Here is a 20,021-nt window from a genome sequence, read left to right on the forward strand (position 1 = left end):
TTCTTTCCCAGCAAATCCTTCAGAACGACGTTGTCCAGCATCGTATCAGCCAGCAGGCGCTTGAGTTTGGCATTCTCGTCCTCCAGCGTTTTCAGCCTGGCAGCATCCGAGACTTCCATGCCTCCATACTTAGACTTGAACTTGTAGAACGTCGCAGGGCTGAGGCCGTGTCTACGACACACCTCAGCCGTCGGCATGCCAGCCTCTTGCTCCTTGATCATCCCGATTATCTGCGCCTCGGTAAAACGGCTCTTTCGCATTCGTCTGCTCCTTCAAGATTGGGCAGACTCTACATTAAAATGAGGGATTTTGTGGGGGGCAGGTCACCATCATTTATCAACTGACCTTCAAATAGATCCAGTCTCTTTCCATTGAAGAAGTCGAACACTTGAACGTCTGCTATAGAGCCTCCAATGTTTATACGGCCTTGGAGCAACAATCCTTTATGTGGGACGCCGAAGTCACATGACTTATTCCACCAAACCCTTCCATCGATACCGTTCCCGTTATGGCTTTCTATTTTCAATGTGACTTCAGCAGGAACTAAAATTCCCAGATCATTTATGTCGGTGATACCTTCGGGGAAAGCATCGAAAACGCCAGACCAATTCGCGGGACGGTAAGCTAATCGGTAAGCATAGTCTTTCGCACCTCCAAGGTAGTGCTCGAAGTCTACAATTGCTTTGGGAATGCTTAGTGCATCAGCCATAAGGCCGAGTGCAAAGCCAATAACAAAGTAGATAGAGCGGGATAGTTTGAAGAATCTCGCGGTTAAATTTTTTTGATTTTGCAATTTGGCCGCATTTTGACGCGCTTTTTTATCTGCAATTCTTTTGTGAGCAATGCGTAAATTTAATCTTTTCAATTATACCCCCTTGATCCTCCTTACCTATCATTTTCAATCCAATGTTAGTTGACTATTGCCTGTTCACAAGTCGGGATGTGATCGGGTTCGCTTTCTCCAGTCAGGCAGCCACAAAAAAACGGCGAGGCTTTCGCCCCGCCGCTCTTCATCTGGTAATGTCGTCGTTTCTTAATTCTCCGACAACGCAACTTTCATATCTTTGACCTGATAGATGACTTCACCGTCGGCTTCGACGACCCCGTCCGCGACGCCCATGGTCAGGCGGCGGGTCTGGATCGCTTTGGTGAAATCGATCTTGTAGGTAAGCATTTTGCGATCGGGGCGGACCATGCCGGTCAGTTTCACTTCGCCAACGCCAAGCGCATAGCCGCGGCCTTTCCAGCCGCGCCAGCCGAGGTTGAAGCCTGTGAGCTGCCACAGACCGTCAAGGCCGAGACAGCCGGGCATGATCGGGTTGCCGGGGAAGTGGCATTCAAAGAACCACAGGTCGGGTGTGATGTCGAATTCTGCGACCACATGGCCTTTGCCATGGGCCCCGCCGTCGCCGGAAATCTCGGTGATGCGGTCCATCATCAGCATCGGCGGCGCCGGAAGCTGGGCATTGCCCTCGCCGAACAACTCGCCTGCGGCACATTTCAAAAGGTCTTCTTTCGTGAAGCTCGTCGGATATTCGGTCATGTGGTAACGCCCTGCTTCCCATCTAACTTTTAGGTCGCACTCCCTCTATCACCCGGCATAAGGCGCGTGCAAGGCGCAAGGCAGGAGAAGAAATCATGCAGTTCTTCCCGCAATATAAGGGGTTTGAACCGGCTTGTCAGGGATTTACGATTGAATTTCCTCTGCTTCCCCCCCTATATTATGCTCTGTAGCCAGGAAAATGAACGCACATGACCCAGATTGCAGACATCGAAATTCGCCGTGGAGAGGCTTGGTTGGCCGAGGGCGGCGTGCGCCCGACCCGTCAGCGGGTTGCGCTTGCGAAGCTTCTGGTCGGGGACGGGCAAGACCGGCATGTGACCGCCGAGAGCCTGTTCGAAGCCGCGCGCGAAGCCGGAGAAAAGGTGTCGCTGGCCACGGTTTACAACACGTTGAAAGCCTTCTGCGACGCCGGTTTGATGCAAGAGGTGACAGTCGATGGCTCGCGCAGCTATTTCGACACCAATATGGACGAGCACCCGCATTTCTTCTGGGAAGGTGCAGGGGAGCTGACCGATGCGCCCTCCAGCGAGCTGAAGATCGAACGCCTGCCTGCCGCCCCTGAGGGGACGGAGATTGCCTCTGTCGATGTGGTGATCCGCCTGCGTCCGAAAGCCAAAGCCACCCGCGATTAACAGCCCATTTCCTGCGCCCGAAACTTGCGGCACGTGCGATGGGCTTTTGCGTTCACACGTTACACGGCGCGTCCCGAAGTTCTTTCGGGCACCTGTCTCTGGAGGTCTCGATGGATCAACTTTTCACCGCAGAGGACGGGTTAAACCGCTGTGCGTGGTGTGCGCGCGATCCGGAATATATCCGATACCATGACGAGGAATGGGGATATCCGGTCGCGGATGACCGTCGTTTGTTCGAGAAAATCTGCCTGGAAGGCTTCCAGTCCGGCCTGTCGTGGTGGACCATCCTGCGAAAGCGCGAAAATTTCCGCGCGGCGTTCAAGGACTTCGATTTTCACACGGTGGCCCAGTTCGATCAGGCGGATATAGCGCGCCTGTTGCAAGACAAGGGCATCGTGCGCCATCGTGGCAAGATCGCCGCAGTCATCAACAACGCGGCCCGTGCGCGGGAGATGGAGCAGGAGTTCGGCAGTCTTGCGCGGTTTTTCTGGACCTATGAGGGGCGCGAGGAAGCGCGGCATATCGAAGGCGTGCCCGCGACGACAGAAACCTCGAAACGCCTGTCGAAGGATTTGAAAAAGCGGGGTTGGAAATTCGTCGGCCCGACCACCTGTTATGCCTTTATGCAGGCGATGGGTCTGGTCAATGACCACCATCCCGATTGTGCACATTACGCCAAAGCAGAAACGGCGTGGGCGGCGTTTGTGCCGCCACGCTGAACGCCGCGTTTTAGTAGTCCCGTTCGAAGAACACCCCGATGCCCGTATCCCCGTCCGAGGAGGCGGAGCCTTTGAGGGTGATGTTGTCCGTGGCGTCGTAATTCAGATTGATCTCGGATTTGCCTTCATTGTCGATGGAGACATCGGTGTAGAGTGAATCCGAGATATACTTGCCGACTTTGAGGGAGCTGTCGCCTTCTTCTGTGGTTTCAAGGTCCAGATCGTCCAGCCCGAAACTGTCACGGATCGAGCCGACAAGCCCGCTTCCGCCACCGGCGAGTGTGGCTACGGCATCGGCCATTTGCGCGGCTTGAAGCGCGGACATCTCGCTGAGGTCTTTGCCGAAAAGAAGCTGCGCGAGGATCTCGTCATCGGGTAGCTCCGGCGAGGAGGACAGGGTCAGTTCCGGTGCGCTGAGCGGACCTTCGGTGATCAGTTGCACGGTGAGCGTATCGGTCTCGGTTTCGGCTACCAGATAGAGGATCGGGTCGAGTTCTCCTTGCAGGGTGATCGAGCCTTCTTCCATCGTGATGCGCTTGCCCAAAAGCGACAGCCGCCCGCGGATCAAAGAGAATTGCCCGACAGGGATCACATCCGCCGTGGTGCCGCGCACGCGGATGCGGCCCCCGAGTTCGGCATCCAGCCCTCGCCCGCGCACATAGATCTGGTTCGGCGCGGACACCCTCACATCCAACCCGTAGACTGCAGAAGATCCGCCGTCGCTCTCGGTTTGAATGAGGCCTGCACGGTCACGGGTTTGGGTCACGCCGGATCGGGCGCCGAGATGGGTGATGTCGGGAATGTCGCCCCCGCCGCCAATGCCTGCAGATGCGACCGTGATATTGGTCTCTCCAAGGGTCAAATTGCCGGAAATATTAGCCGCACCGGTGAGTGAGCCAGCGATGCTCAGGTCCCCGTCAATCGAGGTTTCATAAAGCTGCGGATCACTGAGGCCGAGCGTGTTGAGACCCACTGTGAGATCGACGGGCAGTGCGCCACCCAGGCCGACCTGACCGGAGGCGGTGATTGAGCCGCCCGTGTCGGCGCTGGCGTCAAAGTCCAGTTGCGCCTGTTCGCCGTTGAGCGTGGCCACGGCGCGATTGACGGTGAGCGCCAGTCCTGCCGACGAGATCACGATGCGCCCGCCGGGGGTAACCTGCACCTGCCCGCTGACGGAGGAGAGTGCCAGAGGGCCATTGATCCCGAGGTTGAACGTGGTGGTGCCCTGCGTGAGCGCGGCGCTGGTCAGCCGGTTGGACAGACCCAAAGGGGCGGAGCCTGTCAGGTCGAGATCGGCCTGCGCCATGTCTTGCGCCAGCGTGCCGGACAGCGTGGCGGTTGAACCGCCCGGACCGTTCATCACAGCGCGGGCGCTCCAAGGGCTATCTGCCCCGCTATGCGCCATCTCGGCATCCAGCGTCAAAGGCCCGCTCAGGGCAACGCCTAGGCGGGCAACATCATCAAGGCGTGCGCTCAGGTTGAGCGCGCCCGTATCAGTGCCTAGCGCCCCGTTGGCACTGACGTCCAAAGCGGCGGTTTTGAGCGTGCTCGGGCGCAGGGTCACGCCGGTCTCGTCGCGCTTGGCGGAGAGGCGGATATCGCTGCTGCCACCGGTGAGCGTGTCGAGCTGTTCAATGCCGGTGCGCAGATCGGTGCCTGTGGCCTCGGCCTCAATGTCGAACGTGCCGTTCAGGGGAGAAATGTTGACCTTGGCCGTGGCGCTTGTGGCCCCAGCTAGATCGAGACCGGACAAGGCGGCAAAGCGGCTCAGGTCTGGCGTGTCGAGGCCGAGCGTGCCGGTGAATTCAAATCCGGTGTCAAAGCCGCTGATCTGACCGGAGGCACTGGCGCGGGTCGCGTCGGTGCGAGCCTCAAGGCTCTGGATGATAAAGGGTTCACCCTCGCGCCAGTAGACATCACCGGTAATCGCAGGCGCATAGCCAATAGCCGCTTGTAGGGCAGGATCATCAGAGGCAAGCCCCTGAACCGTCAGGCCGAAGCGGGCCTTGATTGCGCCCAGAGCCGTGCTTGTGGCTGTGCTTTGCTGAGTGATCGTCCCTTGTGCGCCGATGCGGGCGGAGGCGATGGCCAGCCCGTCCTGTGTGTAGTCGCTGACATCGATATTCGCGGACCAGCTTTGCCCGCGTGTCACATCGTATTTGGCGATAATATCGGCCTGCTGCACCATGGAGCGGCTTTCGCCGAAGGGCAAAAGAACAGGGCGGTCGTCGGGGCTTTCCAGCGTGCCGGAAACGGAGAAGGCACTGGGCCAGCCATCCGCGCCGATGGTGGTGGAGCCGACCAGCGACAGGGTGCGGGTGGACAGGGCAAAACGATCAAGATCAAAACCGCCCTCGGGATAGGACACGCCTGCTGCGGTGAGCGTGGAGGAGGGGCCGAAGAATTGCGCATAATCCGCGCTGAAGAGCGGGGTGAGATCACCGGAGAGATCGGCGGAGAACCGGCGCGGGGCGGCTGCGTCGGCGGGCGCGTCGGGGTCAGGATCGGCTCTGAGCGCGATCTGGCCCGTCAGGCGGTCTTCGCCGTGGGTCGCCAGCGCAATGTCGGCGGTGAAGTCGTCAAGCGGCCCTGCGCCTTGGGCGGTCAGGGCCAGTGGCGGAGAGCCGGGCAGGTTGCCCAGCGTCGAGATCAGCCCGCCCGCGCCCTCGTTCAGCGAGATGTCGAGGTCCAGCACGTCGGTTTCGTTGTCATAAGAGACCGCGACGGCGAATTGTCCCTCTTTGGAGTCGATCCGTTCGATCTGGAGATTGGTTGCGCCAGAGCCGTCGGCCAGTTTGGCAGAGCCGGTGAGGGAAAGCTCGACCGCCTCGCCAAGTTTTAAAACCGGTGCGCCAAGACGGACGCGCTCGGCCTCAATCGCGCCGATGTCGATGGAAACCGGCAGGTCCGGCAGGGCAAAGGGCGTGGCCTCCGGATCGGGCACGTCGATGCCTTCGTCAGTGGTTTCCGGCAGACGCTCGAACAGGATTTCTTCGGCGGCAATCCGTGTGACCTCGACCCGACCGGCCAGAAGCGCGGTGCGGCTCCAGTCCAGTTCGGCATTGCGCAAGGTGAACCAGACGCCGGTCTCGTCGGCGATGGTCAGTTCCTCCATCGTGGCGGTGGAGGAGAGCAGGCCCTTGAAGCCTTCAATGCGGATGTCGCGGCCTGCGCCCGAGAGGTTGTCCTCAAGAAACCCGACGATCATGGAGCGGTCGCGGTCGGTGCTTTCTGTGTCCTGTGCAATCAGCGCGACAGGCAGCAAAAGACCGGCGGTAAGTGGAAAAACGCGTTTCATCAAAAGGCCTGCCCGATTCCGATATAGATTTGCAGCCCGTCACCCGTGTCGCCGGAAACAGGGCCGGCGAGGTCGAGACGGATCGGGCCGAAGCCTGTGTTGTAGCGCAGGCCCAGACCGGCGCCCGCATGCCATTCCGCATCTTCGCCGGGCAGGGCGGTGGTGCCGATCCCGCCGAGATCGTAGAACCCGACAGCGGAAATATTGCCCTTCACCTTGGCGCGCAATTCGCCGGAGAGGCCCAGAAAACTGGATCCGCCGATCTCGTCGCCGCTGCCCAGATCAACGCCCAAGGATTGATAGGGTTGCCCGCGCACGGTGCCGCCGCCGCCGGAGAAAAACAGCATATCGGTGGAGACATCGGTGTAATCCGCGCCAGAAATCGAGCCCAGTTGCACCCGTCCGGCAAGGATAAACCGGTCGTCACCGCCAAAGGAGATATAGCTCCGCCCGTCGGCAAAAATACGGACGCCGCTGGAGGCTTCGTTCAGGCTGAGAAACGGGGTGATGTCGGCTTCGAAATAGGTGCCTCTGGTCGGGTTCAGAGAGTTGTCCCGCGTGTCCCGAGAGCCTTCGATTGGCAGGATGATATAGGAGAAATCGCGTGAGCCGAGATCGTCCTCAACCTGGGAATAGCGATAGCCGAGACCTGCATAGAAGGTTGAATTGGGCGAGGTTTCCACATCGAACCCGAAGGTGAATTCCCCGATGTCGGAGGTGTAATCCGGCTCGTTAAGATGTTCGAGTTCGGCGGCCAGCACCAGCGTAGTCTTGCGCGTCACCGTTGCCGGACGGCGGTAGCTTGCGGACAGGGTGGCGTCGATCTCGTTGGTGCCGCCGATGCCGGAAATCTCAGCATCAAACCGCAGCCTGTCGGCATTGTTGGTAATGTTGCGATGCATCCAGTAGGCGCTCAGCGTGCCGCCTTCGAGCGAGGACAGTTCTGCACCGAAACCGAGGCGGCGCGGCTTGTCATCAATCAGCGTGGCGGTGATGTCGAGGGTGCCGTCGGCGTTCAACTCTTCGGCTTCGCGCAGGGTGATCGAGCGGAAGGTGCCGGTTTTCTGCAGGCGTTTGGTCACAAGGTCGAGCTTCTCCGGATGGTAGGAGGAGCCGGTGGGCAGGTTGGCGATCCGTGACAGGCGGCCATCGCGCACGGTGGTCCTTCCGGAGAATTGCAGCTTGCCGAATTTCACCGCCGGACCGGGGTCAATCTCGACATCGACGTCCAGAGTCTTTTCTGGGTGATCCGCGATGATGCTCTGATCTTTGAGTACGGCTTTTGCGTGCGACGCTTCGCGCCAGCTTTCGATCGCCGCCTCTGTCGCATCGCCGACGAGATAGGAATGCGCAACCTCGCCGCGTTTGAAATCCGCCGGCAACTCTGTGCCCCTGGCCAGCGGCGCAACCGTGGTCTCGCCAAAGACAAAGCGCTGGCCGGGGGTGACTTCGATCACCACGGACTGAACTTGGGAGGGTAGGGAAATCAGGGACATAGATGCGCCTTCACGGCCATCCACCCGAATGGAAATGCGTGGCCCGTAATAGCCCTCGCGGTAGAGCGTCCCGATCAGCGTGCGATAGTCGGATTGCACCGCCGCGATGATCTCTTCGGGGGCCGTGACCTCCGTATCCGCCGCTTCAATCACGGCTGACGCCGCCCGCAACCGCTTGGCCAGATCGTCGTCGGCTGTGGTTTCGAGCCGGGCTTCAAAGGCATGCGCTGCAGAACTACAGATCGCGAGCGCAGTGGCCAATTTCATAACATTCCGCACAGTCGGCCTTTCCCTCAGACGGTTCCCCCCCGTCTTGAACACGACCCAACTATGCTGTGTTCCACCGCGAGATTAAAGAGGATTTTCTACGACAGTTTTCTGACGCGAAATCGTAGCGGCGGTTTGTCGCTTGTCCCTACGGGGACTGGGCCTTAAATCCTTTCGGATAACAATCAGGAGGACGATATGGCGCAATGTGAAATATGTGGGGCCGAAGGGGATTTGACCGAGGTGACGGCGCAGCCGCGCACCGATGTGGTCAGTCTGTGCGGGACCTGTGCGAGCGGGCTCAAGGGCGAAGCCGTGCCCGAAGGCCATTGGGAAGCACTGACCACCTCCATGTGGTCGGAGAGTGATGCGGTCAAGGTCATCTCGTGGCGCTTGCTCAACCGTTTCCGCGAAGAAGGCTGGGCGGCAGATGCGCTTGATATGCTGTATCTGGAGCCGGAAGTCGAAGAATGGGCCAAGGCGGCCGGTCCCGACGTGATCCACCGCGACAGTCTCGGGGCGGTTCTGAGTTCTGGCGATACAGTGGTGCTGATCAAGGATCTGCCGGTCAAAGGCGGAGGCTTTACCGCAAAGCGCGGCACGGCTGTGCGGGGTATTTCGCTCGTGCAGGACAATGAAAATCACATCGAAGGCCGTGTTGAAGGCCAGCGGATCGTGATTTTGACCGAATTTGTGAAGAAACGCTGATTTCTAAAAAACGTATTTAACGCATTCAAAACAAACAAAAACGCCCACGAAATCGTGGGCGTTTTCTCTATCATGGCTCGGCCCTGAGGCCGAAGAGTGGTTTAGACCAGCTCGAGGTTCACTGCGGACTCACGACCGTCGCGACCAGCTTCGATGTCGAAAGTAACTTTCGCGCCATCAGCAAGGCCGGTGAGGCCGGAACGCTCAACAGCGGAGATGTGAACGAACACGTCTTTGCTGCCGCCTTCAGGCTGAATGAAGCCGAAGCCTTTAGTTGAGTTGAACCATTTCACGGTGCCATTAGCCATCGTGTATCTCCTAATTTTATGCCCCTCACACTATTGCAGGGACCCGGCTAGTCAGTGGTCGATCGAAGACTGTAGCCGATGAAGGAGAACAGAAGGGTCGATAGAGGTAACGTCGCAAGAAGGCTTATCGCATGATTCCGTGCAGAAAGATAGAAGTATTTTCAGAGGGTCGGAAAATCGTCTGTTTTGCGTCGGACTTCTGTCGGACCCTCGCGTGCGCTGCTCTCAGGCGATGTTAACCGCCCGATGGCAGGGTGGCCCCATACCCGAGAGTGCCATGACGGAGAGTGCCATGACCCGTATCCCGCCCAGACAGTCCGCGCCGCGCCCGCCGCGCCTGACCAAAACCCAGCGGCTGGCCCGCGAGCGGTTGCAGCGCCACGCGACCGAACTGGGGCGGCTCGATCCCTATGACTGGGACGTGGCGCAGATCGTGCCGGAAGCATGGGCGACGCTGGAGCAGGACATCGACGTGCGGGAGAAGAAGGTGAAGGTGACGCTGCGCCTTGACGAGAGCGTGGCGAAATTCTTTCGGGCGCAGGGGCAGGGCTATCAGGCGCGGATCAACCATGTGCTTGGCACCTATGCCCAAATGAAGATCGCGGAACTGGCGATCACCGAACGCAAATTCGATGCGTTAATGGCCGCACGCAAAGCGGGCCTGAGCGAGGAAGCGCAGATGGCGGCGTGGCGGGATACGGAGTGAGGGGGGATACAAAGATGCTGCGGTGCAACCGTTTGCTTCGCTCTCTGATAGAGGAATACGCAGGGCTTTTTGAAGTGCGCCGGTTGCGGGCTATTCAAAGATGCAACGCATCTTTGACGCGCCTGCCCCGCCCCCACGGGCGGGCGCGTTTCACGCTCCCTCCCTCGGGTCAGGCTCGGGGGTTGAGAATATCAAAAGCCGTAGTAATGTTTGGAATACTTAATAGATATTACGGTGCAATATGTCCAAAGACGAAAGTTCCAGTAAAAAGGTTTGCGGTATTGTAATGCCCATATCCGAGATTGATGGCTGCCCAAGTTCTCACTGGGCGGACGTGCGATCAATCATCGAGGAGGCAGCGGAGAATGCCGGTTTCGAGGCGAAGCTCGTTAGCCAATCTGATGATATCGGGGTGATACAAGCACGCATTGTGCAGAATATATACGACGCAGATATTATCGTGTGTGATGTTAGTGCCAAGAATGCAAATGTGATGTTTGAGCTTGGATTACGTTTGGCATTTGATAAGCCTGCGATTGTATTAAAGGATGATCAGACTTCATATAGCTTTGACACCTCTCCAATCGAACATCTCGAATATCCGCGAGGGCTTCGATACAATGAAATCGTCGATTTAAAAGAAAACTTAGCGGCCAAACTCACTGCAACATTGGAGGCGAGTAAGAAGCCAAATTATCAGTCGTTTTTGAAGCACTTTGGTAAGTTTAAGGTAACAGGCCTTGAAACGAAAGAAGTTGATAAAGAAGACTATTTATTAAGAGAATTGCAAACACTTAAGGCAATAGCTCTTGATATAAAAAGAGACGCGATCAACTCACAGAACTTGCCTTCTCGAAATCACTCGTTTCAACCTTTAAAGGGCAATAAAGGTAAGGTTCGAGATATTTTCATGCAGGAAGTCGTAAATTCGGCGCTCACTGACAACAAATTTAAAAATGGATTTAGTTCGGTTGAGAAAGAAAAGTTTGCAACAAAGCTGATAAATGAAAACCCTAGTTTAGTGAACCTTTATGGTGGAGTAGACATGGCAAAAAAAGCTGTTTCGGAAGTGCTTCGAGAAATAGAAGCATTCGGGTGAAGTTGATTAAACTCGCTTTTCCCAATATCTCCATGTCCTATCTAAAAACCAAAGGCGCCCGAAGGCGCCTTTGCATGTTCTTACCGTGAAAACTTCTTATACTTCAACCGTTTAGGCTCAAGCGCATCCGGTCCCAGACGCCGCTTTTTGTCCTCTTCATAGGCCGTAAAGTCGCCTTCGAACCATTCCACATGCGCGTCACCCTCAAAGGCCAGAATATGCGTACAGATCCGGTCGAGGAAGAAACGGTCGTGGGAGATCACCACCGCACAGCCTGCAAAGTCGGTCAGCGCATCTTCGAGTGCGCGTAGCGTCTCCACGTCGAGGTCGTTGGTCGGCTCATCGAGCAGCAGCACGTTGCCGCCGGATTTCAGCAGCCGCGCCATGTGGACACGGTTGCGTTCCCCGCCTGACAGCACGCCGACCTTCTTCTGCTGGTCGCCGCCTTTGAAGTTGAAGGTCGAGCAATAGGCCCGCCCGTTCACTTCCGCATCGCCAAGCTGGATGATCTGTTGCCCGTCGGAGATGGCTTCGAACACGGTGGCGTTGGGGTCGAGGTCGTCGCGGCTCTGGTCCACGTAGCTCAGTTTGACCGTGTCGCCATAGTCCACCGTGCCCGCATCAGGGGTTTCCTGACCGGTGAGCATTTTGAACAGGGTCGATTTACCGGCACCGTTGGGGCCGATCACGCCGACGATCCCGCCCGGCGGCAGGGAGAAGGACAGGTCTTCGATCAGAAGCTTGTCGCCCATCGCTTTCTTGAGACCTTCGACCTCGATCACCTTGGAGCCGAGACGCGGGCCGTTGGGGATAACGATCTGGGCGCGGGAGATTTTCTCGCGCTCGGATTGCGAGGCCAGTTCGTTATAGGCGTTGATCCGCGCTTTCTGTTTCGCCTGACGCGCCTTTTGCCCCTGACGCATCCATTCGAGTTCGCGTTCGAGGGTTTTCTGGCGACCCTTGTCCTCGCGGGCTTCGCGCTCAAGGCGTTTGGCCTTTTGTTCGAGCCATGAGGAATAGTTGCCCTCGTAGGGGATGCCCGCGCCGCGGTCGAGTTCGAGAATCCAGCCGGTGATGTCATCGAGGAAATAGCGGTCGTGGGTGACGATCAGGATCGTGCCCTTGTAGTCGATGAGGTGCTGTTGCAGCCACGCGATGGTCTCGGCATCGAGGTGGTTGGTCGGTTCGTCGAGGAGCAGCATGTCGGGGGCTTCGAGCAGCAGTTTGCACAGCGCGACACGGCGTTTCTCACCGCCCGAAAGCGTGGTGACATCGGCATCATCCGGCGGGCAGCGCAGGGCCTCCATCGACACGTCGATCTGGCTGTCGAGATCCCAGAGGTTCTCGGCGTCGATCTTGTCTTGAAGCTGGGCCATTTCCTCGGCGGTCTCGTCCGAGTAGTTCATCGCCAACTCGTTGTAGCGGTCGAGGATGGCCTTTTTCTCCGCCACGCCAAGCATGACATTGCCGCGCACGTCAAGCGACGGGTCAAGCTCGGGCTCCTGCGGAAGATAGCCGACGCGCGCCCCTTCGGCGGCCCAGGCCTCGCCCTGGAAGTCCTTGTCCTGACCAGCCATGATCCGCATGAGCGTGGATTTACCGGTGCCGTTGACACCGACCACACCGATCTTCACGCCGGGCAGGAAGTTGAGGCGGATGTTCTCGAACACTTTCTTGCCGCCGGGGTAGGTCTTGGACACGCCGTCCATGAAGTAGACGAATTGATTGGCTGCCATTGTCGGCTCCTTGGGATCACAGGTTTGGCGGGAGGTTTAACGTGTGAGAGGGGGGGATGGGAAGGGGGGTTATCTTCCTGAGCGCGCCACGTATTGTATAAGTTGTTGAATGTCGCCTAACCTGAATTTCAGGCCCTGAACGAATTTTGAGAACGAAATGCCCCGACTTTCTTTTGAACTGACTGAGGCGCCCTTTTTCAGCCGAAGACAATATTTTGGAAATGTCGGCTCAATTCTGCCTTATCCTTGCCTATTTTTCCTGTTTTTTCGTGCCCAACGATAGAACTGGAGGCAGAAATCATGTCTATGCAGACAGAACATTCGCGCAGCTTTTTTTGGGTTTGGCCGCAGTGCCTTATAAGGAATCGCCTATTGATCGCCTGTGTGCTGGTGACTGTGGTGGCGGCTACCTATGTCAGCGGCTTGATTGGCGTGCCGTTCGAGACGGGCACGTTCAGTTCGCTGATGGTGCTGTTTACGGTGCTGTTGCCGCTCTACCTCATCTTGCTGTTGGTGGGGCGGTTTATGTATCTCGCCTTCGTACTGCGCCCTGAGCGCCCGATCCACCAGATGGTCGCGGATGTGGTGCGGGTCTTCCTTGATTTCGAGCGGATGAGCATCGGGATGGTGTCTCTGGCGGCCTTCATTGTTTTCATGGGGACGTTCTCATATCTCAAATTTGCGATTCCCTACATTCATCCGTTTTCCTGGGATGCAACCTTTGCCGAATGGGATCGTGTGCTGCATTTCGGTACCGAGCCTTACAAGATTATACTGGGTCTGATCGGGACACCGATGGTTGCAACCGGGGTCAATGCGGCCTATCATGGCTGGCTTTTTCTGATATATTTCTCGGTGCTCCTGGCCTGTTTCTCTAAGGAGAACCGGGCCACGCATTACCGCTACCTGATTGCCTTCGTACTGGTCTGGTTCGGAGGGGGCAATGTGATTGCGACGCTGCTGTCTTCGGCGGGGCCGGTTTACTATGAGCGCCTTGGTTTTGGGACGGATTTCGTGGCCCTGACCGAGACACTCAAAGGGTATGACGCGATTGGCCGTATCTGGTCGCTCAATGTGCATGAGATGCTTTGGGATGGCTATATGGCTGAGGGGCGGGGGGGTGGCATTTCGGCAATGCCGAGCATGCATGTCGCATCAAGCGTGCTCATGATGCTCTATGCCTATACCTATGGCCGCTGGGCGGGGCGGGTTATGGCCGTGTTTGCAGGTATTATTATGGTTGGGTCCGTCATGCTTGCATGGCACTACGCGATCGACGGATACTTCGGTGCGCTGATCTCGGTGCTTGGCTGGAAGCTCGCTGGGTGGATGGTGCGCAAGGATGGTATGGCTTGAGCCGCAACGCGGAGAGAAGCTTGTATGATATCGAGCCATTTGCTCGGGACGCGGGGTAAAAATGGTGAACACGGATCACAAGCTGAGCGTGCACCATCAATCTCAGGTTTCGGGATGGTCAGGCGCTGGGCGGTCATGGGAAATGCTCCGATACTAAAATATCGAAGCCAGTCTATGAGCGCCGGTGCCGCGAGGTCCAACCCTCCGTCGGAGGCACTCTGTGGTCCCGTGCGCCACGCCGCACCCTAACCACCCCATCAGGCTTTCTGATGGCCAAAATACTCACATCCTCCATGCCTGCCCAAAGGGCTGCCCTCCGCAGGTTTCGCGCAGGGCTTTCCCCTTGCAAGACAACAGGATCCCGCGCTTGTCCCCGGCCGACCGTGACAGGTTAAGGCGTTTTTCGGTTAATCTGAATCAGATTGAGCGAAAAGCGTGTCCACACTGCATTGATGTTGCTGCGCTTCTCAAAAATTGAGGGTCTCAAGGTTTTTGAGAAACGCTTTAGTGTGCGAATTCGCTTTCCTTGACGAACATGTTCGCCCAAGCGCGTTCCACCAGTTCCGGCGTCATCTGGTAGGGGATGCCTTCGAACTCGCAGATGGAGATCATTTGGTCGATGAGGAACACCGGCTGGTAGTTGGCGTAGACATTGTCGATGGTCGGGTATTTCTCTTTGAGCAGATACACCAAGGCGTCCTCGTCCAGCGGCATTTTCTTTTTGCGCGCGACCATGGCGAAGATTTTCAGGAAGCCCGCCTGATCCGGCCCGTCGATCTTGATCTTGTAGAAAATCCGGCGCAGGGCGGCGGTATCGAAGATCTTGTTCGGGTGGAAGTTGGTGGAGAAAATCACCAGCGTGTCAAAGGGCACCTCGAATTTCTCGCCGGACTGGAGCGCGAGAATATCCTTGCTTTCCTCAAGCGGCACGATCCAGCGGTTGACGAGTTTTTGCGGCGGTTCCTCTTGGCGACCAAGGTCGTCCACGATGAAGATGCCGCCGGTGGATTTGAGCTGCAACGGAGCCTGATAGGTCCGTGCGGTCGGGTTGTAGACCAGATCGAGCATGTCGAGCGACAGTTCGCCCCCCGTCACAACCGAGGGTCGTTCGCAGCGCACATAGCGGCGGTCAAACCGGTTCGCGGTTTTGCGCAGCGCGTTGACATCGTCTTCGGGGTCTTCGCGTTTGACGTGCATCAGCGGGTCATAGACGGTGATCACCGAGCCGTTGTATTCGATCGCCCGCGGCACATAGATCAGATCGCCAAGCGCGTCGCGAATGCCGTTGGAGATGGAGGATTTCCCGTTCCCCGGCGGGCCATACATCAGGATCGAGCGCCCAGCGCCCACCGCAGGTCCAAGCTGGTCGAGCAGGTCGGGCGGCAGGATCAGGTGCCCCATCGCGCCCAAGAGCGCGTCACGGGTTACTTTCATATTGCGCACCGACTGGCGTTTGACCTGTTCGGCGTAGTCTTCCAGCGGGACGGGCATGGCGCCGTAATATTCGGACTGGCTCAAGGCATCGAGCGCGCGGGATTTTCCGGTGTCGGAGAGGCGAAAGCCCATTTCCGAACCGGCCCCTGCGTGCAACGTGCCTGTGGCTTCGACGAGCCCCTGTTCGCGGGCCTTGTCGATCAGGTCCTGTGTGACGGAGACCGGAAGTGCCAAGGCGACGGACAGGCTGGAGACCTGTTCGAGATTGGTTCTGAACATTGTTTTCAACACGATATCGCGCATCATGACGGGGGAGAGCCCCGTGTCTTCTGCACGTTTCGGTGCAACAGGCGCGATCACATTCGGGGTAGTGTCCATCTGTTCTGCTCTTTCTTTTCCCGTATCGTCTTTTCCCGGACCGGCTTCTGGCGTGCCGTATGTCCCGACGGCTTTGTGCCGCGTTCACGAATCTCCTCGGTTAAAGCGAAGAAATCCGGCAATATTTCGACATTTCCGGAGCAATATGAAGGGCATGTGGCGCGAGCAGGGCAGGGGGCCTACGTCGCGCATGGCAGGAATCAGAGGAATGCAGCCAGAGCCAGATAGCAGACCATTGTGCCTGAAAGTGCCAGCCCCATAGGGAATTTCTTGTGCTCCCACGAAATCCAGTCGGGGGTGGCGCGTCGGATGGCGGGCACGGCGCGTGCGCCGCGATGGGCAATGAAGGCGCCGAGCAGGAAGGCGGCAAACAGGGTCAGCACCGTTCCGAGGTCCGCAAACGGGATGAACATGGACATGGCTGCCGCGAATTTGCCGTCGCCCGCGCCGACGTCGAGATAGGCATAGGCGAAGAGGGCCACGACATACATCACTGCAGCATGGGCAAAGCCCCAGAGGTATTGTTCGAAGGGCAGAAGGAACGGCCCCATGACGACATAGATCGCCGCCAGAGTGAGGACGACCACATTGGGCAGTTTCATCCGTTTCAAATCATTGAAAGCGGCGATGAAGGAGACCACCGTGACCGGCAGGAGAAACCACAGGGCGGCGTGCGCGGGAAGAGAGATCATGACAGGTCAGCCGTTCGAGACATTCGCTTCAAGCGCGCGCAACGAGCGCACAGCGGCTTCGAAATGTTGCGGATGGGTGTCGATGGCTTCCTTGATCAAGCCCTTGCCGATGGCGACATCGCCGGATTTCACAGCCGTCAGCCCCAGCGTGTAGAGCAGCTGGGCGCGTTCGGTCTGGGTCATTTCCATGACGGGCAGATCGTATTGGCCTTGGGCGCCACGGGCCAGAACGAGGTTGTTCTTGGCGGTGAACAGCGTCGGGTCATAGGTGATGGCTTTGGCAAAGAGTTTTTCGGCCTCTTTGTATTCGCCGCGTGTCATTTTCGAGTAGCCCCAGTTGTTGAGCACGCCGGAGGGGCGCGTCGTCAGGCCCACGGCGGTCTGGTAGAAACTGTCGGCGTTTTTCCATTCCTGATTGCTGTCGGCAATCATCGCCTCAAGGCGGTAGCGCTTGTAGGTCTCATGGGTGGGCGGCACGCTGTCGAGCTGGGCTTCGGCCTCGTCCCATGCGCCGGTGCGGATGAGCGCGTCGGCGTAGTCCACCTTGTCATCATTGGTGGAGTCTTCGTGTTCAACCACGGATTTCCAAGCTTCGACAGCGGCGTCGTTCTCGCCCGCGCGGATCAGGGATTTGGCCAGCCCGCGGCGCAGGTCGATCCGGTCGGGGTTTTCGCCCACGGATCGTGAGAAATAGGACACGGCTTCAGCCGGATCGGCGGCATTGAGCATGACATCCGAAATGCCGGTGCCGTCGATGGCATTCACGGAGGTGTCGGCGCGGCGCACATCCCCGCCAAAGGGTTTCTGGCAGGCCGTAAGCGCCACCGTCCCCGCAATCGCGAGGGTGAAAATAGGAAATTTGCGCACGAAAATACTGCTCATGGTGCCTGCCACCTCTTGTCTGCTCTGGTCCTTGGGGTTGTTCCCCGTGGCTTTCGTGCCTTTTGGACCCTGTTGCCTCAATCTCGTTTGTTTTGCCCTGTTATCGACCTCCGGCCCGTTTTCGGGTCTCAGGCGGTCTCAGCGTGCAAGGATAAGATATTCTCCCGTCCCGCGGCGCACCAAGGTAAAATTGCTCTCGTAGACGTCACTATACTCAGGATTTTCCATTTTAGCGAGGGCCAAGCGCAAATTGTCACGGATTTCGGCAGATTCGCCACTGTCCAAGGCAAAGGCGGTGCGGAATACGCGCTCGGCCTCGCCATATTTGCCCTGTTCCATCAGCGCGACGCCAAGGTTGTTCCACGCGGGCACAAAAGTTTCATCCAGTTCGATGGCCTGCCGCAGATCCCGCTCCGCCTGTCCCATCCGCCCGAGCCGCAGCTTGGCCGAGCCGATGGCGGACAGGGTGTCGACCGTCATGCCCTGGTGAAGGGCGGCGCGGTAATAGGCTTTGAGTGCGAGTTCATATTCGCCCGCGGCCATAAGGCGGTGACCGACGGTGAGACCGTCCACGGCTTGCTCCGTTGTATCCACGCCCACAGGCGCGTAGTCCCCCGCATCAGCAAGCGGTTTGAGACCGCCGGATTGGCAGGCGGCCAGAAGAGAGAGGAAAAGCGCGGCCCCGAGAGGCGCGCGCATATGTCGGTGAGGCATGATGTCCCCTGTTTTGCCCTGAACCAGTTGCCCGTGAAAGGGGTCAGAAATTGGTTTCGTTGAGCAATGTATAGATGTCATAGACCGAGGGGCCAATCAGAATGATCAAAAGCGGCGGCACGGTCAGCATCATTGTGGCAAGGGTCATCTTGGTCGGCAACTTGTTGGCGGCTTCCTCGGCGCGCATCACGCGTTTGTCGCGCATCTCGGCCGCGTAAATCCGCAGGGCATCGGCAATCGAGGTCCCGAACTGTTGCGACTGGATCAACACGGTGACGAAAGAGGCCACATCCGGCACGCCGCACCGCTCCGCCATGTCTTTGAGCACCACGCTCTTGTCCTTACCGGCCTTGATCTCGTGGGAGACGATTTCATATTCATCCGCCAGAGCCGGAAAGCCGGCCCGGATTTCAACGGCCACACGGATGATGGCCTGATCGAGAGACTGACCGGCTTCGACACACACGAGCATCAAATCGAGCGAGTCGGGAAAGCCGTTGACGATCTCTTCTTTGCGGGCCTCGATCCTACGGGTTACCCAGTATTTGGGCGCCATATAGCCGATCACGCCGGGCAGCAGAACGGTCAGGACCAGAGATTTCGGGCTCATGTCCTGTTGCGCCGATTTCAGCAGTGCATAGATTAGCCCAAGCGCCAAAGCGCCGAGTCCCATCGCGAACTGGGCAAAGTGGAACATGCGCACCGCGTTCTTGGAGCGATACCCTGCCTGAATCATTTTGAGCTGGGCGGCGGAATATTCTTCCTCGTCCTGCGGCTCAAGAAACGCGGAGTATTTTTCGAGCCTCGCGCCTTTTTGGTTGTCATAGCGCAGTCTGGCGGGGGCTTTCCCGTTGGCGACATCCTTGCTTGTCTTGATCTGGTCGCGCAGGCGGTCCAGCGGGTCCTGTTTCTTTTTCAACAACACAGGCAGGGTGAAGAGGATCAGCACCGCGCCCAATGTGCCCATGAGGATCAGCGGTCCGAAAGGCCCGAGTTGATCGCCCAGAATGGCAGAAAATATCTCTTGCATCGGGATTGTCCTTTCCGTCTCAGACCTTGATGTTCACAAGGCTTTTCATGACGAAGATGTTCACAGTCAGGAAGCCGGCGACCACCAGACAGGCGGGGATGAAGGCGGGGGTGTCTTTGACTGAATCGTAGTAATCGGGTTTGATCAACGTAATTGTCAGCAGCGCCAGAAGCGGGAAGCCGGAGAGGAATTTGCCGGACCATTGCGCCTCGGCGGTGATGGCTTTCACCCGACGGAAGAGTTTGAAGCGCGAACGGATCACTTTCGAGAGGCCTTCGAGCACTTCGGCGAGGTTCCCGCCCGATTGCTGTTGGATGGAGACGGCGACCGCGAGAAAGCGCAAGTCCTGCATGTCGAGCCGTTCGGCCATGTCTTTGAGGGCTTCGCCTACCTCGCGTCCGTAGGCGCTTTCATCCGCGATCACGCCCATTTCGGTGCCCAGCGGATCGGGTACTTCCTTGGCGACGATGTTGAGCGCGTTGGAAAACGGGTGGCCGACACGCAGGCTGCGTACCATGAGTTCCACGGCGTCGGGCAGTTGCTCTTCGATCAGCGCGAGGCGTTTTTTGGCTTTGGACTGGATCCAGACATAGACTGCGCCGATCCCCATGAGCACGGAGACGGCCACACGGATCGGCATCGAGGCCGACGTGCCGATGGAGAGACCCACAAAGGCCACCATGCCCAAAAGCACCATGATCATCAGAAGCTGTTTGGGCGAGAAGGCGATATTGGCCTTTTGCGCCTTTTCGGCCAGCACGGAATAGAGCGGAATTTTCCGTGACTGGAGGTGCTGGCTCATCTCCTTGCGGAGCTGGTTGAGCACTTCTTCGCGGTTGCCCGAACCTTTTTCCAAAAGCTCGTAGCGCCGGTTGACCCGCGAATTCAGCGAGATCGACTTGCCGAATACCGTTAGGTAAATGCCCTCGACGAGGAGCAGAACGGCGACAAAAATCACGCCGTAAATGATCGGTTCCATTGAAATGATCATGGTCTTCGGGC

The 20,021-nt window shown here is 57.9% G+C and carries 19 protein-coding genes; 6 read left to right on the forward strand and 13 right to left on the reverse strand.

The annotated features are described in order from the left end of the window. From BM152_RS00005 to fabA, 3 genes are all read right to left on the reverse strand, one after another. The coding region (locus tag BM152_RS00005) for a transposase (protein ID WP_074913873.1) at positions 1-260 on the reverse strand (260 nt) is incomplete at its 3' end. A gap of 29 nt (positions 261-289) precedes the next feature. Continuing rightward, positions 290-865, reverse strand: a complete 576-nt coding sequence (locus BM152_RS00010) for a hypothetical protein (RefSeq protein WP_066602737.1) — start codon at positions 863-865, stop codon at positions 290-292. Between the two features lie 168 nt (positions 866-1,033). Beyond that, positions 1,034-1,543 (reverse strand): bifunctional 3-hydroxydecanoyl-ACP dehydratase/trans-2-decenoyl-ACP isomerase, encoded by a 510-nt coding sequence (gene fabA / locus BM152_RS00015; protein ID WP_066602739.1) that lies wholly within the window; start codon positions 1,541-1,543, stop codon positions 1,034-1,036. Positions 1,544-1,752: 209 nt separating this feature from the next. Here fabA and irrA point away from each other — a divergent pair, with 209 nt between their 5' ends. Together irrA and BM152_RS00025 are read left to right on the forward strand one after the other, a co-directional pair. Then, positions 1,753-2,196, forward strand: coding sequence for an iron response transcriptional regulator IrrA (gene irrA / locus BM152_RS00020; protein WP_170845850.1), 444 nt, complete (start codon positions 1,753-1,755; stop codon positions 2,194-2,196). A gap of 110 nt (positions 2,197-2,306) precedes the next feature. Next, complete coding sequence (locus tag BM152_RS00025; protein ID WP_066602740.1) at positions 2,307-2,915, forward strand: DNA-3-methyladenine glycosylase I; 609 nt, start codon at positions 2,307-2,309, stop codon at positions 2,913-2,915. 10 nt (positions 2,916-2,925) lie between these two features. Here BM152_RS00025 and BM152_RS00030 read toward each other — a convergent pair whose 3' ends face one another. Both BM152_RS00030 and BM152_RS00035 read right to left on the reverse strand, forming a co-directional pair. Continuing rightward, on the reverse strand, positions 2,926-6,213 hold the full coding sequence (locus BM152_RS00030; protein WP_066602742.1) for a translocation/assembly module TamB domain-containing protein: 3,288 nt from the start codon (positions 6,211-6,213) through the stop codon (positions 2,926-2,928). Further along, positions 6,213-7,976 carry an autotransporter assembly complex protein TamA gene (locus tag BM152_RS00035; protein WP_066602748.1) on the reverse strand — a complete coding sequence of 588 codons (1,764 nt, stop codon included), beginning with the start codon at positions 7,974-7,976 and terminating at the stop codon, positions 6,213-6,215. Before BM152_RS00035 ends, BM152_RS00030 begins: the two co-directional genes overlap by 1 nt. Positions 7,977-8,174: 198 nt before the next feature. On the opposite strand from BM152_RS00035, the gene BM152_RS00040 reads away from it, so the two are divergent. Beyond that, a complete protein-coding gene (locus BM152_RS00040; protein WP_066602751.1) occupies positions 8,175-8,684 on the forward strand; it encodes an alkylphosphonate utilization protein in 510 nt (169 codons plus the stop codon). Positions 8,685-8,785: 101 nt separating this feature from the next. On the opposite strand, the gene BM152_RS00045 is transcribed toward BM152_RS00040, so the two are convergent. Beyond that, positions 8,786-8,992 (reverse strand): cold-shock protein, encoded by a 207-nt coding sequence (locus tag BM152_RS00045; RefSeq protein WP_066602754.1) that lies wholly within the window; start codon positions 8,990-8,992, stop codon positions 8,786-8,788. Positions 8,993-9,284: 292 nt separating this feature from the next. Here BM152_RS00045 and BM152_RS00050 point away from each other — a divergent pair, with 292 nt between their 5' ends. Both BM152_RS00050 and BM152_RS00055 read left to right on the forward strand, forming a co-directional pair. Beyond that, positions 9,285-9,698: a BrnA antitoxin family protein gene (locus BM152_RS00050; protein ID WP_231730513.1), complete on the forward strand. Its 414-nt coding sequence runs from the start codon at positions 9,285-9,287 to the stop codon at positions 9,696-9,698. 241 nt (positions 9,699-9,939) lie between these two features. Further along, positions 9,940-10,797, forward strand: coding sequence for an RNA helicase (locus BM152_RS00055; RefSeq protein WP_139222454.1), 858 nt, complete (start codon positions 9,940-9,942; stop codon positions 10,795-10,797). Positions 10,798-10,877: 80 nt separating this feature from the next. On the opposite strand, the gene ettA is transcribed toward BM152_RS00055, so the two are convergent. Next, complete coding sequence (gene ettA, locus BM152_RS00060) at positions 10,878-12,533, reverse strand: energy-dependent translational throttle protein EttA (RefSeq protein ID WP_066602770.1); 1,656 nt, start codon at positions 12,531-12,533, stop codon at positions 10,878-10,880. Positions 12,534-12,905: 372 nt separating this feature from the next. Between ettA and BM152_RS00065 the strand changes: the two genes are divergently transcribed. Then, the gene (locus tag BM152_RS00065; protein WP_066602771.1) at positions 12,906-13,889 is read left to right on the forward strand and encodes a phosphatase PAP2 family protein; all 984 of its coding nucleotides are present in this window, start codon (positions 12,906-12,908) and stop codon (positions 13,887-13,889) included. 504 nt (positions 13,890-14,393) lie between these two features. Here BM152_RS00065 and BM152_RS00070 read toward each other — a convergent pair. The 6 genes from BM152_RS00070 to BM152_RS00095 all read right to left on the reverse strand — a co-directional run bounded on the left by BM152_RS00070 (position 14,394) and on the right by BM152_RS00095 (position 20,010). Then, on the reverse strand, positions 14,394-15,701 hold the full coding sequence (locus BM152_RS00070) for a P-loop NTPase family protein (RefSeq protein WP_066602774.1): 1,308 nt from the start codon (positions 15,699-15,701) through the stop codon (positions 14,394-14,396). Between the two features lie 200 nt (positions 15,702-15,901). Next, positions 15,902-16,393, reverse strand: coding sequence for an A24 family peptidase (locus BM152_RS00075; RefSeq protein ID WP_066602777.1), 492 nt, complete (start codon positions 16,391-16,393; stop codon positions 15,902-15,904). Positions 16,394-16,399: 6 nt separating this feature from the next. Continuing rightward, positions 16,400-17,275 (reverse strand): tetratricopeptide repeat protein, encoded by an 876-nt coding sequence (locus tag BM152_RS00080; protein WP_066602780.1) that lies wholly within the window; start codon positions 17,273-17,275, stop codon positions 16,400-16,402. A 138-nt stretch (positions 17,276-17,413) separates the two neighbouring features. Beyond that, positions 17,414-17,989 (reverse strand): tetratricopeptide repeat protein, encoded by a 576-nt coding sequence (locus tag BM152_RS00085; RefSeq protein WP_082715348.1) that lies wholly within the window; start codon positions 17,987-17,989, stop codon positions 17,414-17,416. Positions 17,990-18,032: 43 nt separating this feature from the next. Further along, the gene (locus BM152_RS00090) at positions 18,033-19,019 is read right to left on the reverse strand and encodes a type II secretion system F family protein (RefSeq protein ID WP_066602787.1); all 987 of its coding nucleotides are present in this window, start codon (positions 19,017-19,019) and stop codon (positions 18,033-18,035) included. Positions 19,020-19,038: 19 nt separating this feature from the next. Further along, positions 19,039-20,010 carry a type II secretion system F family protein gene (locus BM152_RS00095; RefSeq protein ID WP_066602790.1) on the reverse strand — a complete coding sequence of 324 codons (972 nt, stop codon included), beginning with the start codon at positions 20,008-20,010 and terminating at the stop codon, positions 19,039-19,041. Positions 20,011-20,021 lie beyond the last annotated feature (11 nt).

Origin of the sequence: Celeribacter halophilus, from assembly GCF_900114135.1 — a bacterium.
Classification (GTDB): Bacteria; Pseudomonadota; Alphaproteobacteria; order Rhodobacterales; family Rhodobacteraceae; genus Celeribacter; species Celeribacter halophilus.

Coding starts and splice junctions, on each gene's coding strand:
- fabA (WP_066602739.1), bottom strand. CDS start 1,543: ATGACCGAATATCCGACGAGCTTCACGAAAGAAGACCTTTTGAAATGT.
- irrA (WP_170845850.1), top strand. CDS start 1,753: ATGACCCAGATTGCAGACATCGAAATTCGCCGTGGAGAGGCTTGGTTG.
- BM152_RS00025 (WP_066602740.1), top strand. CDS start 2,307: ATGGATCAACTTTTCACCGCAGAGGACGGGTTAAACCGCTGTGCGTGG.
- BM152_RS00030 (WP_066602742.1), bottom strand. CDS start 6,213: ATGAAACGCGTTTTTCCACTTACCGCCGGTCTTTTGCTGCCTGTCGCG.
- BM152_RS00035 (WP_066602748.1), bottom strand. CDS start 7,976: ATGAAATTGGCCACTGCGCTCGCGATCTGTAGTTCTGCAGCGCATGCC.
- BM152_RS00040 (WP_066602751.1), top strand. CDS start 8,175: ATGGCGCAATGTGAAATATGTGGGGCCGAAGGGGATTTGACCGAGGTG.
- BM152_RS00045 (WP_066602754.1), bottom strand. CDS start 8,992: ATGGCTAATGGCACCGTGAAATGGTTCAACTCAACTAAAGGCTTCGGC.
- BM152_RS00050 (WP_231730513.1), top strand. CDS start 9,285: ATGACCCGTATCCCGCCCAGACAGTCCGCGCCGCGCCCGCCGCGCCTG.
- BM152_RS00055 (WP_139222454.1), top strand. CDS start 9,940: ATGTCCAAAGACGAAAGTTCCAGTAAAAAGGTTTGCGGTATTGTAATG.
- ettA (WP_066602770.1), bottom strand. CDS start 12,533: ATGGCAGCCAATCAATTCGTCTACTTCATGGACGGCGTGTCCAAGACC.
- BM152_RS00070 (WP_066602774.1), bottom strand. CDS start 15,701: ATGGACACTACCCCGAATGTGATCGCGCCTGTTGCACCGAAACGTGCA.
- BM152_RS00075 (WP_066602777.1), bottom strand. CDS start 16,393: ATGATCTCTCTTCCCGCGCACGCCGCCCTGTGGTTTCTCCTGCCGGTC.
- BM152_RS00080 (WP_066602780.1), bottom strand. CDS start 17,275: ATGAGCAGTATTTTCGTGCGCAAATTTCCTATTTTCACCCTCGCGATT.
- BM152_RS00085 (WP_082715348.1), bottom strand. CDS start 17,989: ATGCCTCACCGACATATGCGCGCGCCTCTCGGGGCCGCGCTTTTCCTC.
- BM152_RS00090 (WP_066602787.1), bottom strand. CDS start 19,019: ATGCAAGAGATATTTTCTGCCATTCTGGGCGATCAACTCGGGCCTTTC.
- BM152_RS00095 (WP_066602790.1), bottom strand. CDS start 20,010: ATGATCATTTCAATGGAACCGATCATTTACGGCGTGATTTTTGTCGCC.